The following is a 14,492-nucleotide window of genomic DNA, read 5'->3' on the forward strand; positions in this document are numbered from 1 at the left end:
GGTTTACCGGGAAGTTGCTGTCGGGTATGCGGCAGAGCGTCGGTGGCAGCGCCAGAAGGATGCTTTAATCCCGCCACGGCGCCGGTTGGCCGTGCAGCCACCAGTGCAGCGCCCGGGTGATCCGGGGCAGCACCAGATAGGTCATCAGCGGGGTCAGGCAGAGCGTCATCAGCAGCACCCGCGCCGCCAACGGCACTGCGGCGAGAAAATGACTGGTCAGCAGGGTGGCGCTGAGGCTCAGCGGAAAGAACGCCAGCCAGATCGTCACCGCCTGCTTCCACCTCGGCGGCGACGCGGGCGCAACCGGCTCCACCGAGTGCTCCAGCGGCGGGTCGAACCAGCCCTCGATCCCGGTCCGCCGCTCGACCCGGGTGTGCTCGACGATGCCCTGCGCCGAACTGAGCCACCAGTGCCGCTGCGGCGACTCCTCCCATCGGCGCAGCGTCTCGGCGTCGGCGAAGCGGTAGAGCATGTGCCACTCCGCCGAGCCGGGGCCGCTCTGCACCCACCCGGCGCCGAGGAACCCGGGGAACGCCTCGGCCAGCGCGGTGCCGGCCCGCATCCAGGCCACCATCTCGCTCGCCCGGCCCGGATCGACACGGCGGGCGATGGCGACGGTCACCGGCACGGCGAGGGTCATTGACATGGGCCCATCCTGCGGTCGGCGGGGCCGCGGCGCGAACGGATGTGCCACAGCACACCGGCGCACCGCAGCGTGGGAGCGCCCGGTGCCGGTTAACGCCGCCGATCGGGGGTAGGTCGGAGTTATGACGAGATCGCAACCCCGGCGCGCCCGTGGCACGGTCGGCCACGCGAACAGCGCGCTGAACCTCCGGCTCACCCTCGCCGGCTTCGGGTTGGTGATCATGGTGATCTTCGCGGTGCTGGCGTTCTGGGCCGGCATCGCCTGGCTCGGCGTACTCTGTGCGATCTTCGCTGTGGTCGCCGTGGTCGACCTGGTCGTGATCCAGCGCCGCCGCGCCGCCCGCCGCCGCGAGGAGCCGGGCGTACGACACTCGTTGTTCGAGTGACAGGAGGACGAGATGCCCCACATCGCCACCACCAACCCCGCCACCGGACAGGTGCTCAAGACCTTCGAGGCGATGTCCACCGAGCAACTCGACGGTGCCATCGAGCGCACCGACCTCGCCTACCGGCAGCTGCGGGAGACCACCGTCGACCAGCGGGCCCGGTGGATGAACGCCGCGGCCGACCTGCTCGACGCCGAGCGCGACGAGATCGCCCGGATCATGACCACGGAGATGGGCAAGACGTACGTCGCGGCGCAGGCCGAGGTGACCAAGTGCGCCACCGCCGCCCGCTTCTACGCCGACAAGGCACCGGCGTTCCTCGCCGACGAACCGGCCGACGCGGCCGCCGTGAAGGCGATCCAGGCGTTCATCCGCTACCAGCCGATCGGTGTCGTGCTCGCGGTGATGCCGTGGAACTTCCCGCTCTGGCAGGTGATGCGCTTCGCCGCACCGGCCCTGATGGCCGGCAACACCGGTCTGCTCAAGCACGCCTCGAACGTGCCGCAGACCGCGCTGCTGCTGGAGGACGTGTTTCGCCGGGCAGGCTTCCCCGAGGGGGCCTTCACCGCCGTGCTGGTCGGCTCGGAGGCCGTCGAACGGATCCTCGGCGACCCGCGCGTACGCGCCGCGACACTCACCGGCAGCGAGCCCGCCGGTCGATCCATCGCGCAGATCGCCGGGCGTGAGCTGAAGAAGACCGTCCTCGAACTCGGCGGCAGCGACCCCTTCGTGGTGATGCCCTCGGCCGACCTGGACCGGGCCGCCGAGGTGGCCACCACCGCCCGCTGTCAGAACAACGGCCAGTCCTGCATCGCCGCGAAACGGTTCATCGTGCACACCGACGTCTTCGACGCCTTCGCCGAGAAGTTCGCCGCGAACATGGCCGCGCTGCGCGTCGGTGACCCGATGGACCCGAACACCGACGTCGGGCCGCTGGCCAGTGAGCGTGGCCGCGACGAGGTGCACGCCCAGGTCCGCGACGCGGTGGACAACGGCGCGACCGTGCTCTGCGGAGGAGAGTTGCCGACCGGCGACGGCTGGTTCTACCCGCCGAGCGTCGTCACCGACCTCACCCCGCAGATGCGGATGTGGGCCGAGGAGGTCTTCGGCCCGGTCGCCGGACTGTTCCGGGTGTCGTCGTACGAGGAGGCGATCGAGGTCGCCAACGGCACCAGTTTCGGGCTCGGCTCGAACGCCTGGACACGGGACCCGGCCGAGCAGGAGCGCTTCGCCACCGACCTGGACGCGGGCAACGTCTTCATCAACGGGATGACCACGTCCTATCCGGAGTTGCCGTTCGGCGGTGTGAAGAACTCCGGCTACGGACGGGAGTTGTCGGCGCTGGGCATGCGGGAGTTCTGCAACACCAAGACGGTCTGGGTGGGGGAGGGCGTCGCCTCGGCCGGCGCGGGCGCGCACGCGGAGTAGTTCGGGTCGCGGCACGCGTCAGCCGCTGCCGTCGTGGGTAGGAAGTGTGCCCATGACGCTGTTCGGTTTTCACGCCTCACATGAGCAGATCGGTCCACGCGCCCTGTTGGAGGCGGTGAAACACGCCGAGCGGGCCGGCTTCGACGCCGCCATGTGCTCTGACCATTTCTCCCCGTGGAGTGCCCGCCAGGGTGAGTCCGGCTTCGCCTGGTCCTGGCTGGGCTCGGCGCTGCAGGCCACCGGTATGCCGTTCGGCGTGGTCAACGCACCCGGACAGCGGTACCACCCGGCGATCATCGCGCAGGCGATCGGCACCCTAGGCGCGATGTACCCGGGCCGGTTCTGGGCGGCGCTGGGCACCGGCGAGGCCAGCAACGAGCACATCACCGGCGACCCGTGGCCGCGCAAGGACGTACGCGCCGCCCGGCTGCGTGAGTGCGTCGACGTGATCCGGGCGCTGCTGGCCGGCGAGGAGGTCAGCCACGACGGCCTGGTCCGGGTGGACCGGGCCCGGCTGTGGACCCGCCCCGAGGAGCCGCCCGCGCTGGTCGGCGCCGCCGTCAGCGTGGCGACCGCCCGCTGGTGCGCCGAGTGGGCCGATGGGTTGATCACCGTGAACGCCCCCGTGGCGCACCTGCGCGAGATGATCGACGCCTACCGGGACGCCGGCGGGCGCGGGCCGCTGCACCTGCAGGTGCACGTCTCCTGGGCGCCGGAGCAGGCGCAGGCCGAGGCGCTCGCGTACGACCAGTGGCGCAGCAACGTCTTCGCCCCGCCGGTCTGCTGGGACCTGGAGACCGCCGAGCACTTCGACGTGGTCTCCGCCGACGTGCCGGCGCAGCGGGTCGCCGAGGTGGTGAACGTCTCGGCAGACCTGGGCCGGCACGTCGGCTGGCTGGAGGAGTACGTGGAACTCGGCTTCGACCAGATCGCCCTGCACCACGTCGGGAAGGAGCAGCGCGGCTTCATCGACGCGTTCGGCGCCGAGGTGCTGCCGAAGCTGCGGCCCACCGGCTGATCGAGGAGCGGATCGGCGGACCCCTAGGCTCGTACCCCATGGAGAGCCTGTTTCCGGTCGTCGTCTTCCTGGCGATCGCCACCCTGGGCGCCGCGCTGGCCCGCCGGCTCGGTCTGCTCGCGCCGATCGTGCTGGTCGTCCTGGGCCTGGCGCTCTCCTTCGTGCCGGGCATTCCGCACGTCGAGCTCGACCCGGAGTTGGTGCTGGTCGGCATCCTGCCGCCGCTGCTCTACGTCGCCGCGCTGGAAACCTCGGTGCCGGCGTTCAAGAACAACATCCGGCCCATCCTGCTGCTCGCGGTCGGCCTGGTGCTGTTCACCGCGTTCGTGGTCGGGTTGGTGCTGCACCTGCTGCTGCCGCACGTGCCGTTCGCGATCTGCCTGGCCCTCGGCGCGGTGGTGGCCCCGCCGGACGCGGTGGCCGCCACCGCGGTCGCGCGCCGGGTCGGGCTGCCCCGCCGGGTGGTCACCATCCTGGAGGGCGAGAGCCTGGTCAACGACGCCACCGCGCTGGTGTTGCTGCGGGTCGCCACCATGGCCACCGCCGGCTTGGCGGTCGGCGCCGTCAACGTGACCGTCGAGGTGCTGCGGGCCACCGGCGGGGGCATCCTGATCGGCGCGCTCGGCGCGCTGGTCTTCGGCTTCCTGCATCGGCGGATCACCGACCCGGTGCTGGACAACGCGTTGTCGTTGATCATCCCGTTCGCGGTGGTGTTCGCCGCCGAGGCGGTGCACTCCTCCGGGGTGGTCGCGGTGGTCGTCACCGGTCTGGTGCTCGGCCACAAACTGCCGCAACTGTTGTCGGCAGCGTCCCGTCTGCAGATCGGCGCGTTCTGGCGGCTGGTCCGTTTCCTGCTGGAGGGGTTGGTCTTCCTGCTGGTCGGGCTCCAACTGCGGGAGGTGCTGCGCGACCTCGACGAACCGGCCGGCTCGCTCATCCTGATCACCTTCGCGGTGCTTGCCACCGTCTTCCTGACCCGGTTCATCTGGCTCTTCCCGGCCACCTACCTGGCCCGGTTGGTTCCCCGGGTCCGCCGCCGGGACGCCCAGCCGTCACCGAAGTTCCCGATCATCATCGGCTGGGCCGGGATGCGGGGCGTGGTGACTCTGGCCGCGGCGCTGGCCCTGCCGCTGACCCTGCCCGAGGACGAGTCGTACCCCCGGGCGCTGTTCATCTGGCTGGCCTTCGCGGTGATCGTGGTCACCCTGGTTGGTCAGGGTGCGACGCTGCCGTTGGTCGCCCGTCGGTTGAAGCTGCCCCAGGACGACCCGGTGCAGGACGCGTTGTCGGCGGCCGGGGTGCAGCAACAGGCCAGCCGGGCCGCCCAGGAGCGCCTCGACAAGCTGGCAGACAGCGCACCCGAGGCGGTTGTGGGCCGGCTGCGCCGTGCCCTGGAGGATCGCAACAACCTGGCCTGGGAACGGCTCGGCGGCACCGAGCGGGAGACGCCGTCGCAGGCGTACGGTCGGTTACGACAAGAGATGATCGACGCCGAGCGGGAGGTGTTCCGGGCTGCCCGGGACTCCGGTCGGATCCCCGAGGAGGTGTTGGTGCAGGCCTATCGTGACCTGGACCTGGAGGAGTCGTTGCTGCGGGAGGTCGAGAAGTGAGCTGTCAGCACCTGACCGAGGCTGGTGCGGTCCAACCCAGCACCACCGAGGAATGCCCCGACTGCGTCGCCATCGGCAACCCCGACTGGGTGCACCTGCGAGGCTGCCTGAGCTGCGGGCACGTCGGTTGCTGCGACTCGTCGCCGTTGCAGCACGCGACGAAGCACTTCGAGTCCACCGGCCATCCGGTGATCCGCTCGGTCCAGCCGGGCGAGACCTGGCGGTGGTGTTACGTCGACGAGGAGATCGGCTGACCGCTGGCTGACCCTCGCGATGACGGGTTGGCGGCGCGGCTGGCCAGGGCACGTCGGGTGAGCGGTGGCACGGCCAGACCGGTGACGGCGAGCAAACTGGCCAGGACCAGCCAGCCGACCGGGCCGCCGTCGAGGATCAGCCAGGTCAAGAGCGCCGGCCCGGCCGCACGGGCCAGCCCGGCGAGCAGCCCGTCCACCCCCTGGTAGACGCCGATGGCATCCGGGGCGGCGAGGTCGTAGGCCAGTGCCGCCCCGGCCCCGGCGTGCCACAGGTCCCCGACGGTGTATATCACGGTCGCGACCAGCAGCAGGCCGATCGCCGCCGGGGTGGGCACCGCGCTGGTCGCAGCCCAGAGCAGCATCCCGGCCGCGAGCACCAGTCCGGCCCGGCGCATCGTCGCCGCCGCCGGCAGCGCGTGCCGGGCACCACGACTCAGCCGTACCGCGAGCAGCACGGTGAGCAATGTGTTGACCAGGAGTACGGCGGACACCGTCACCGGTGGCGCATCGGTGCGGGTCACCACCCACAGCGGCAGTACCAGCGTCAGCGCCACCCAGTGCAGGGAGAGCACCGCCGAGGCCCCGGCGACCGCGAGGAACCAGCCGTCACGTAACACCCGACCGGGTTTCGGCCGGACGGGCCGCCGAACTGGCGGAAACGACGGCAGTCGCATGATCAGCGCCGCCGAGACCAGATAGGTCGTGACGTTGCCGACCAGGAGCAACCGGTACGCCCACCCGGTGTCCGCCGCCAGCGCGAACGCGGCCAGCCCCGCGCCGACCGCCACGCCCAGGTTGGCCACCGCGCGCAGGGTGGCGAACGCGTGCACCCGGCCCTCGGGGCCCCCGACCGCGGCGACCAACGCGGCCCGGACCGCCAGGTTGCCGGAGACCAGCAGCGCGTCCAGTGTGGCCACCAGCAGGAACAGGGGGAACGAGCCAACCAGCAGGTACGCGGCGGCGACGACCGCCTGCGCCAGTTGAAGGACCGCCCGCAGGGTCCGTGGATCACGTCGATCGGCGAGCCCGCCGAGCGGCACACTGGCGGTGAGCCCGACCAGGCCGGCGATGGTGAGCCCCAACCCCACCTCGGTCGGGCTCAGCCCGACGACGCGGGTGAGGTAGAGCGCCGCGCCGGTCACCCACAGCCCGAGGCCGACGGTGTTGGCGAGCGTGGCCAGCGACAGGGTGCGCAGCCGACCGGGCGGCGGCAGCGGCGACCATCGGCCGGGAAACGTCGCCTCGGTACGCATGCCTCGACCCTAGGTTCGGGCGCGCGTACTCGATGCCCCAGGTGGTGAGCCGCCCGTCACAGGCGAGGGCTGGTCGACCGGCCTCCCGCCGGATTCGGCTGGCGCCCGTGTCGACGTCACTGGCGGTCGCGCTGCGGCGTGACGGCAGGCCGGCCGGAGTGGGCGACGAGGCGTTCGGTGGCGAGGCAGGAGACGAGACAGCGTTCCTTGGCGTCGCCGTTCAGTCGGGCGGTCCAGTCGGTGAGGCCGCCGTCGCCTATCTCCAGGCCGCCGCCGAGGACGGTGATCCGTAGGGCGCAGCCGGTGTAGTAGCCCCGGCCGCGCGTACGCTCCGGCTCGTCCACGAGCGGCACCGGGCCGCCGTCCAGTGCCGGTCGGACGGTATCGACCAGTCGCTCCCGGATGACCTTGTCGTCGAGGACCGTGACGTGCAGTTGGGGCGCGGCCGTCGGTGCCAGTTCGGCGAGGACGGTCCGCCAGTAGGTGAGGTGCCGGATCAGCAGCCGCGCCGGTGTGACACCCGAGCCAGCGTCCCGGGCGCTGGACACCAGGGCGAAGAGCCGGAAGTGCGCCGACACTTCTGGGCCGAAGTCCTGCGCCCGCAGCACCCGGTGGGCGGCGGCAAGGTGGACCTCGCCACGTCGGCGGCGACGCAGGGCCGCCTCGATCGCGAGGGCGTTGGTGGGATCGCTCAGCACCTCGCTGGCGCGCATGGTGGTGACGATCCTGTTCTGACTGACCGGTGCGGCCGATGAGCAGGTGCCCATGGGTACGACCGGGGACAGTTCCACTCCGGAGACGTCGGCGGGCAGGAGTTGCCACATTCGCGCTTCGACCTGGGCGAGCGCGCGCGGGTCGACGTGGGCCGGGCGGACGAAGCGATCCTCGCGCCAGCGGCGAACCACGTCGGCGGGGCGGACGGTGGCTGCACGGTCACGCGCCACGGTCAGCAGCAGGGTGCGCAGATCTGCGCTGGGTAGGCCGGCCAGCGCGTCCCTCGTCCCCGCGGGCATCGCCGCCCACACCCGACGCTCCGCGCCGGTCAGTTCGCCACGATCCATGGCCGTCACCATGGCCCATGCGGCGGGTCGGGTCCACGTGTTTTGGTGGGGGTCGGACCTCAGGGTGCGCCGTCGGAGCCGCTGGTGAAGCCGGCGTCGTACGCCCGGCCATCATCCCCGCCGTACCCCTTGCCGCGCAGGCTGCCGCGGTGCTGGCGGCGCTGGGCGTGCCCGCTCTCCCGGATCGCCTGTCGGGCCCGGCGCATCGCCTCGTCGGGTCCGTCGGACGGGGTACGACGCCGCCGCAGCACGAAGATCAGCAACCCGGTGAGCAGCAGGGCGCCGCCCCCGAGCAAGATCCACGCCGCTCCATCCACGCCTGCGATGGTAGGTGGGTGGGTCCACCCGAGCCGGTGGCCTCCACTGCCGGAGGCCACCGGCCTGACGAGCGTCGGTCAGGAGAGGGCGCAGGCCCCACCGTTGACGGTGATCAGCCCTGGGTTGGGGTTGGCGCCGCCGGTGGTCGTCGCGTTGAAGCCGAACGTCACCGTGCCGCCGGGTGTGATCCGCGCGTTGTGCGACTCGTTGCGTGCGGTCACCGTCGAACCGGCCTGGGTGACCTTCGCCAGCCACGCCTCGCGTACCCGCTGGTCGCCGGTGAACGCGAACCGCACGCTCCAGCCGTTGACGGTCGTGGCACCGGTGTTGCGGATGGTCAGCTGGGCGGTGAACCCGGTGCCGCCCTGCCAGGCGCCGTAGTTGCTGTACTTCACCGCGCAGGTGGTGGCGGGCACCGCGCCGGCGTCACCCTGGTCGGCCAGGAACGAGGAGATCCAGGCCAGTGCCGAGTTCCAGTTGATCGCCACCTCGTTGGTCGAGTACGAGTTGATGTCGTCGACGTAGCAGAACATCGGCTTGCAGCCCGCGAGCAGTTGTGCCACGAACGGGTCCTGCAGGGCAGCGTTCGGGCCGCCGGCGAGGGAGCCGGCGGGCGGGCGGGGCAGGTTCGGGTCGAGCTGGTGGCCGAAGATCCGGCTGTGCTGGTTCTGGGCGGCGTGCTCGCCCCAGCCCGTGACGTACGAGATGTTCAGCGCGTTACGGCCGAAGATGTAATCCATCGCCTGCACGGCCCCGTCCCGGTAGGCGGGGTTGCGGGTCAGGTCGAAGGCGGTGGCCAGCACGACCGCGTTGTTGATGACGTTGCTGTTGCCACCCCAGAAGTAGCTGTTGGCGTCCCCGGGCATCGGCAGCCCGTACGCCTGCCGGCGCAGCTCGGCGAGGTACGCGTCGGCGGCGGCGGTGACCGAGGCGCGGACCCGGGCCAGATCGGCGGCGGGCAGCGCGTTCGGCACGGTGGCCAGGTCGAGGCGGCCCAGCGCGGCAACGCTCTGCCAGCCGAAGCCACGTGGGTCGAACACGTTCCCGGTGTGGTGCGGCGAGGCGGTCAGGTCGGCCAGGTAGTTCTGCGCACCGGTGGTCAGGTACAGCTCGGCCGCCGCCCAGTAGAACTCGTCGGTGACTCCGGTGTCGTCGTACGCGCCGCCGCCGGTGCCGTCGGTCGGGCTGGCGTACACCGCCGGGTGGGCCTTGGCCGCTGCGTAGGCCGTCTTCGCGGCCGTGCCGCAGCGGGTCGCGAACGCCGCGTCGTAGGGGGCGAAGAGCCGGGCGCACTGGGCGGCGGTGGCGGCCAGGTTGAGAGTGGCCGCGGTCGACGGTGGGTGCAGCTCGCGCGGCTGCGGGTCGTCCTGCGGGGCGAGCGGCAGGCCGGTCCAGTTCTGGTCGTGGATCTTGTGGTGGACCATGCCGGCGAGGGGCTTGCCGGCCGGCACCTGCATGCGCAGCAGGAACTCCAGCTCCCAGCGGGCCTCGTCGAGGATGTCCGGCACCCCGTTGTCGCGCTCGGGCACCCGCAGCGTGCCGTCGGCGAGTTCCGCGCCGCCGTTGGCGGTGGCCGCCGTCCTGGTCCGCTCGAACGTGTTCAACAGCTGGTAGGTGGCGATGCCGCCGTTGACCACGTACTTGCCGTGATCGCCGGCGTCGTACCAGCCGCCGCGCACGTCGAGGGAGTAGTCGCAGACACCCGGCTGGCAGGGCACGTTGGTGTCGCCCTGGTTGGGTGCCACGCCGAGGTGGCCGGCGGGGCGCGCGTACTCGTCGCCGATCAGGTCGCCGTCGATGGCGATGCCGCTGCGCTGGGCGTAGAAGAACTGCAACGAGTCGGAGCGCAGTTGGTCGTAGACAGCGCCGGAGATGTCGAACGGGTGGCTGGTCTCGCCGTCGACGGTGAGGGTCAGCCCGGTGCCGGGGGTGCGGTAGCTGGAGAAGTCGACGGTCTGCACGTTCTGCCCGGAGGCGGCGTCGACGCCACGTGCCGTGGTGGTGCCACTGGCCACGACGGTGCCGGCGGCCGAGCGAAGCTGCCAGGGCAGCGCCTCGGTGGCGTCGGTGACGACGGTGGCGTTCTTCGGGCCGCCGGGCAGATAACCGACCTGGTTGACGCGCACCCGTGGCCCGGTGTCCGGCTCGTACGGCTCAGGTGGTTCACCGCCGCGCAGCGAGACGTCGTCCAGGCAGATGGTCTGCGCCTGGGCGGCACCGCCGACCTGGAAGATCAGCTGGGCGTTGGGGTTGTCTTCCGGGACGGTGAAGGTCTGCTCGACCCGCTGGATGGTGCCGGTCGCGGTGGCGTCCACGGCCGCGTAGGTGGTGTAGGGGGCGCTGCCGAGCTGCAACACGGCCTTGACCGCGGTGCCGGGAGTGGCGGAGACGGCGAAGCCGAGGGTGTATTCGGCGCCGGCGATCAGCGGCACGCCGTCCTGGCCGATGCCGGCGTCCCACGGGTTGGCCAGCCCGCCCGCGACTGTGGTGCAGAGTTGGCCGTCGGTGACCGCCAGCGCGCCGGTGCCGAAGGAGAACCAGGGGCTAACTCCGGCGCTGAAGTCGCCGTTGTCGATCTGCTCGGGGGCGTCCGGTGGCGGGTCGGCATGGGCCGCGCCGGCGCCGGCGCCGGTGAGGGCCAGGGTTGTCGCCGCGGCCAGCAGGAGGCGGCGTCGGGATGGCGTCACGGGGAGTCCTTCCGGGACGGGAAGTGGGACGGCGGGGTGGCCGAACCTGGGAGCGCTCCCAGGTACCGGCTCGATGTTTCCAGCGCCGGTTCGCCATGTCAATTGATCTGGCTGGATGGGTTCTGGCATCCGACGAGGGTCGCCGACTCCCGAGTGGGCACCGACGCGCGGACGCAGAGGACGTGAGATTGGCCGCGCGACTCGCCGTCGTCCTGATCTCCTAGAGACAACTGCGCCCTTCGCCTGGCAGGCTGCCTCCCATGACCCTGAAGCTGCGTTCCGTGGGAACGAGCGACCGTGGGCTGATCCGCAGCGGAAACCAGGACGCCCTGCACGCCGGCAACTGGCTCGTCGCCGTCGCCGACGGCATGGGCGGGATGGCCGCCGGTGACCTGGCCAGCGCCCTCACCATCGACGCGGTCGCCCCGCTGGACGTGGAGACCCCCGAGGATGCCCTGGTGGCCGCGCTCGAAGGGGGCATCGCGTTGGCCACCTCCAGGATCCGCCAGGCGGTCGCCGAGGATCCCGAGCGCCAGGGCATGGGCACCACACTGACCGCCCTGCTCTTCGCCCGGACTGGCAGTTGCCTGGCCCTCGCGCACGTCGGCGACTCCCGGGCCTACCTGTTCCGCGAGGGCGTGCTCAAGCAGGTCACCCGGGACGACACGTTCGTCCAGATGCTGGTGGACCAGGGCGTGATAACCCCCGACCAGGCAAGTAGTCACCCGCGCCGAGCAGTCGTCACCCAGGCACTGCAGGGCGACGAGGTCACGCCGTCGTACTCGACGATGGTGCCCCGGGCCGGCGACCGGTGGCTGCTGTGCAGCGATGGCCTCTCCAACGTCGTCCGCCCGGACACCCTCACCGAGGTGCTGACCGACTACCCGGACCCGGCCGCCTGTACGGGCAAGCTGATAGACCTGGCACTGCACGCCGGCGCACCGGACAACGTCACCGTGGTGGTGGCCGACGTTCTGGAGGAGTAGGCCGGCGCTCAGCGTCGGCGTGGCGCGGCGTGCCGGGTGGGCGTCGCCGTTCCCGGATCCTCCGGCCACGGGTGCCGGGGATAGCGCCCGCGCAACTCGGCGCGGACCTGCGGGTAGCCGGTACGCCAGAACGACTCCAGGTCAGCGGTGACCGCCACCGGCCGGCCCGCGGGGGAGAGCAGGTGCAGCAGCACCGGCGCGCGCCCGCCGCCGACGCGGGGGGCCGCCGACCAGCCGAACGTCTCCTGAAGCTTCACGGCGAGCACCGGCGCGGCCGGGTCGGTGTAGTCCAGCCGGACCCGAGAACCGCTCGGCACCTCGATCCGCTCCGGGGCCAGCTCGTCCAGGCGGGCGGCCTGCGCCCAGGGCAGCAGCCGGCGCAGCGCCGACGTGACGTCCACCCGGGCCAGGTCGGCCCGGCGCCGGCCGGCGGCCAACTCCGGGCCCAGCCAGGTCGGTGCGGCCTCGAACAACGCCTCGTCGCCGACATCCGGCCACGGCGAGCCCAGGTGGTGCCGGAGGAACGCGAGCCGCTCGCGCAGTGCCCGCGCCGCCGGCGTCCAGGTCAGCAGCCCCAGCCCCTCCTGGCGAAGACCGGTCAGCAACGCTGCCGCCACCTCCGCCCGGTCCGGCCGGTCCAGCCGCCGTTGGAACAGCTCGATCGCGCCCAGCCGGGTCACCTCCCGCGCCACCACGTCACCGTCGGACCAGCCGACCTCGCGGCTCGTGCGCAGCAGCGGGCCGGCCGCCTCCCGGGCCGTCGCCTCGTCCACCGGCGAGGCCCGGCGGATCCGGGCCGACGGCGCGCCGGGCTTGCGGTCCGCGACGGCCACCGCCAGCCAGTCGGACCCGGCCAGGCCCGACCCGGCCGCCAGCTCCGCGGCGGTGCCGCCGGTCATCAGGTACGCCGATCCGCCCGGCCGTCGCACCCGCGCCAACCGTTCCGGGTACGCGAGACCGACGAGCAGCCCGGCGGCGAGATCGTCGCTCAGCCCACCCGAGCCGACCCGGCCCCCGGTCTCCGGGCCGCCCCCTCGGTCGGCGCGGCTGCCTTCGGCGCGGCTGCCTCCGGGTCGGCCGGCGGGCGGGGAGCCGGCGGGCAACGCCGCGCGCAGACGGCGTACCTCGGTGCGCCAGCGGGCGGTCGCGCCCGCGTCGACGCCGGTGCGCAGCCGACGCCAACCGGCGACCAGGTCGTCTCCGGGGCCGGCCGCGCTCTCCTCGGCGAGCAGGGCGACCACCTCGGCGGCCCGGTCGGCGCCGACCCGACCGGCGCCGTCGAGCAGCGCCCGGGCCAACCGTGGGTGCGCGCCGGCGGCGGCGATCGCCCGGCCTCGTGGGGTGATCCGACCGTCGGTGTCGACCGCGCCCAGGGTTTGCAGGGTGTCCCGGGCCACCGTCATCGCGGGGGCGGGTGGCACGTCGGGCAGCGCGAGCCCGACACCGTCCGGCCGGCCCCAGGCAGCCAGCTCCAGCGCGAAGCCGGTCAGGTCGGCGGTGGCGACCTCCGGCTCGGCCCGGGCGGGTAGCCGCTCGTGGGTCGCCGCGGACCAGCAGCGATAGACGTAGCCGGGGGCCTCCCGGCCGGCCCGGCCAGCCCGCTGGGTGGCGGCGGCCCGGGAGACCGGCACGGTGACGAGCGCACCCAGCCCGCGGGCCAGGTCGATGCGGGGCACCCGGGACAGCCCGGCGTCCACCACGACCCGTACGCCCGGGACGGTCAGGCTGGTCTCGGCCAGCGCGGTGGCCAGCACCACCCGCCGTCGATCAGCGGGACGCAGAGCAGCGTCCTGCTCGGTGCCGCGTTGACGGCCGTGCAGCGGCAGCAGCGCCACGGTGTCCCGCAGGTCGGCCAGCCGGCCGGTGACCGCCGCGATCTCGCCGGCCCCGGGCAGGAAGACCAGCACGTCGCCGTCGTGCTCGCGCAGCGCCCGGCGGACGGTGGCGGCCACGTGGTCGAGCAGGGCCCGGTCCACCGGCCCGGCCCCGGGCGGGGCGATCGGGCGGGCCGGCGGTGCCCAGATCCGCCGCACCGGGTGCAGCGCCGAGTCGGCCCGCACCACCGGGGCCGGGGTCGACCCGCCGAGCAGCGCGGCGAACCGGTCGGTGTCCGGGGTTGCCGACATCGCCAGCAGCCACAGGTCCGGTCGGAGGGTGGCCCGGGCCTCCACGGTGAAGGCCAACGCGAGGTCGGCGTCGAGTTGACGTTCGTGGACCTCGTCGAGCAGCACGGCGCCGGTGCCGGGCAGCTCCGGGTCGTGGTGCAGCCGCCGGACCAGCAGGCCGGTGGTGACCACCTCCACCCGCGTCGTCGGGCCGACCCGGCGCTCCCCGCGGACCGCGTAGCCGACGCGTTCGCCGACCCGCTCGCCGAGCAGCTCGGCCATTCGCCGTGCGGCGGCGCGGGCCGCCACCCGGCGGGGTTGGGCGATCACCACCCGACCGGTCACCCGGTCGGCCACGGCCAGCGGTGCGAGAGTGGTCTTGCCGGTGCCCGGCGGGGCGACCAGGACGCCGGCCCCGGCCGCGTCGAGCGCCGCGATCAGCGCCGGCAGCACCGGGCGTACCGGCAGGTCCAGGGTTACGTCGGAGAGCACGGCCCAGTCTCGCACCGCCGTGGGTGCCTCAGTGGCGACGGACCTCGCCGACGCCGAGCACGAAGGCCCGCCAGGCCGCCGGGCCGAAGGCGAGCACCGGGCCGGAGCGGTCCTTGCTGTCCCGGACAGCGACCTGACCGTCGGATGTCGCGACCTCCACGCAGTTGCCGTTGCCACTGCTGCGCGTGCTGGTGCGCCAGTCCGCTCGGGTCGGGTCGTACGCCGTCATCCCCGTAAACCTCTCGTCTG

13 protein-coding genes are annotated in these 14,492 nt (G+C 72.8%); 6 read left to right on the forward strand and 7 right to left on the reverse strand.

Going from position 1 to position 14,492, the window contains the following annotated elements; genetic code table 11:
* Positions 1–64 precede the first annotated feature (64 nt).
* Positions 65–646: an antibiotic biosynthesis monooxygenase gene (locus JOD64_RS24475; RefSeq protein WP_204944375.1), complete on the reverse strand. Its 582-nt coding sequence runs from the start codon at positions 644–646 to the stop codon at positions 65–67.
* A gap of 121 nt (positions 647–767) precedes the next feature.
* Here JOD64_RS24475 and JOD64_RS24480 point away from each other — a divergent pair, with 121 nt between their 5' ends.
* The 5 genes from JOD64_RS24480 to JOD64_RS24500 are packed head-to-tail and all read left to right on the forward strand — an operon-like array spanning position 768 to position 5,341.
* Positions 768–1,031 carry a DUF6343 family protein gene (locus tag JOD64_RS24480; protein ID WP_204944376.1) on the forward strand — a complete coding sequence of 88 codons (264 nt, stop codon included), beginning with the start codon at positions 768–770 and terminating at the stop codon, positions 1,029–1,031.
* A gap of 12 nt (positions 1,032–1,043) precedes the next feature.
* A complete protein-coding gene (locus JOD64_RS24485) occupies positions 1,044–2,459 on the forward strand; it encodes an NADP-dependent succinic semialdehyde dehydrogenase (protein ID WP_204944377.1) in 1,416 nt (471 codons plus the stop codon).
* A 52-nt stretch (positions 2,460–2,511) separates the two neighbouring features.
* Positions 2,512–3,477: a TIGR03885 family FMN-dependent LLM class oxidoreductase gene (locus JOD64_RS24490; RefSeq protein ID WP_204944378.1), complete on the forward strand. Its 966-nt coding sequence runs from the start codon at positions 2,512–2,514 to the stop codon at positions 3,475–3,477.
* 38 nt (positions 3,478–3,515) lie between these two features.
* Positions 3,516–5,087: a Na+/H+ antiporter gene (locus tag JOD64_RS24495; RefSeq protein ID WP_204944379.1), complete on the forward strand. Its 1,572-nt coding sequence runs from the start codon at positions 3,516–3,518 to the stop codon at positions 5,085–5,087.
* Entirely contained in the window at positions 5,084–5,341 is a 258-nt protein-coding gene (locus JOD64_RS24500) for a UBP-type zinc finger domain-containing protein (RefSeq protein ID WP_204944380.1), read from the forward strand. Before JOD64_RS24495 ends, JOD64_RS24500 begins: the two co-directional genes overlap by 4 nt.
* Here the strand turns inward: JOD64_RS24500 and JOD64_RS24505 are convergent.
* The 4 genes from JOD64_RS24505 to JOD64_RS24520 all read right to left on the reverse strand — a co-directional run bounded on the left by JOD64_RS24505 (position 5,317) and on the right by JOD64_RS24520 (position 10,660).
* The gene (locus tag JOD64_RS24505; protein ID WP_204944381.1) at positions 5,317–6,594 is read right to left on the reverse strand and encodes an MFS transporter; all 1,278 of its coding nucleotides are present in this window, start codon (positions 6,592–6,594) and stop codon (positions 5,317–5,319) included. The genes JOD64_RS24500 and JOD64_RS24505 overlap by 25 nt on opposite strands.
* Before the next feature lie 116 nt (positions 6,595–6,710).
* Positions 6,711–7,655, reverse strand: coding sequence for a hypothetical protein (locus JOD64_RS24510; protein WP_204944382.1), 945 nt, complete (start codon positions 7,653–7,655; stop codon positions 6,711–6,713).
* A 59-nt stretch (positions 7,656–7,714) separates the two neighbouring features.
* A complete protein-coding gene (locus JOD64_RS24515) occupies positions 7,715–7,972 on the reverse strand; it encodes an LPXTG cell wall anchor domain-containing protein (RefSeq protein WP_204944383.1) in 258 nt (85 codons plus the stop codon).
* Positions 7,973–8,050: 78 nt separating this feature from the next.
* Positions 8,051–10,660 (reverse strand): glycoside hydrolase family 9 protein, encoded by a 2,610-nt coding sequence (locus JOD64_RS24520; protein ID WP_204944384.1) that lies wholly within the window; start codon positions 10,658–10,660, stop codon positions 8,051–8,053.
* A 260-nt stretch (positions 10,661–10,920) separates the two neighbouring features.
* Between JOD64_RS24520 and JOD64_RS24525 the strand changes: the two genes are divergently transcribed.
* Positions 10,921–11,646, forward strand: a complete 726-nt coding sequence (locus tag JOD64_RS24525) for a PP2C family protein-serine/threonine phosphatase (protein WP_204944385.1) — start codon at positions 10,921–10,923, stop codon at positions 11,644–11,646.
* Positions 11,647–11,654: 8 nt separating this feature from the next.
* Here the strand turns inward: JOD64_RS24525 and hrpB are convergent, their stop codons facing one another.
* Positions 11,655–14,243: an ATP-dependent helicase HrpB gene (hrpB, locus tag JOD64_RS24530; protein WP_204946231.1), complete on the reverse strand. Its 2,589-nt coding sequence runs from the start codon at positions 14,241–14,243 to the stop codon at positions 11,655–11,657.
* A gap of 28 nt (positions 14,244–14,271) precedes the next feature.
* The gene (locus tag JOD64_RS24535) at positions 14,272–14,472 is read right to left on the reverse strand and encodes a DUF397 domain-containing protein (RefSeq protein ID WP_204944386.1); all 201 of its coding nucleotides are present in this window, start codon (positions 14,470–14,472) and stop codon (positions 14,272–14,274) included.
* Positions 14,473–14,492: the final 20 nt, after the last annotated feature.

This window comes from Micromonospora luteifusca (assembly GCF_016907275.1).
GTDB lineage: Bacteria > Actinomycetota > Actinomycetes > Mycobacteriales > Micromonosporaceae > Micromonospora > Micromonospora luteifusca.

Coding starts and splice junctions, on each gene's coding strand:
- JOD64_RS24480 (WP_204944376.1), top strand. CDS start 768: ATGACGAGATCGCAACCCCGGCGCGCCCGTGGCACGGTCGGCCACGCG.
- JOD64_RS24525 (WP_204944385.1), top strand. CDS start 10,921: ATGACCCTGAAGCTGCGTTCCGTGGGAACGAGCGACCGTGGGCTGATC.
- JOD64_RS24535 (WP_204944386.1), bottom strand. CDS start 14,472: ATGACGGCGTACGACCCGACCCGAGCGGACTGGCGCACCAGCACGCGC.
- JOD64_RS24510 (WP_204944382.1), bottom strand. CDS start 7,655: ATGGATCGTGGCGAACTGACCGGCGCGGAGCGTCGGGTGTGGGCGGCG.
- JOD64_RS24505 (WP_204944381.1), bottom strand. CDS start 6,594: ATGCGTACCGAGGCGACGTTTCCCGGCCGATGGTCGCCGCTGCCGCCG.
- JOD64_RS24495 (WP_204944379.1), top strand. CDS start 3,516: ATGGAGAGCCTGTTTCCGGTCGTCGTCTTCCTGGCGATCGCCACCCTG.
- JOD64_RS24490 (WP_204944378.1), top strand. CDS start 2,512: ATGACGCTGTTCGGTTTTCACGCCTCACATGAGCAGATCGGTCCACGC.
- JOD64_RS24475 (WP_204944375.1), bottom strand. CDS start 646: ATGTCAATGACCCTCGCCGTGCCGGTGACCGTCGCCATCGCCCGCCGT.
- JOD64_RS24485 (WP_204944377.1), top strand. CDS start 1,044: ATGCCCCACATCGCCACCACCAACCCCGCCACCGGACAGGTGCTCAAG.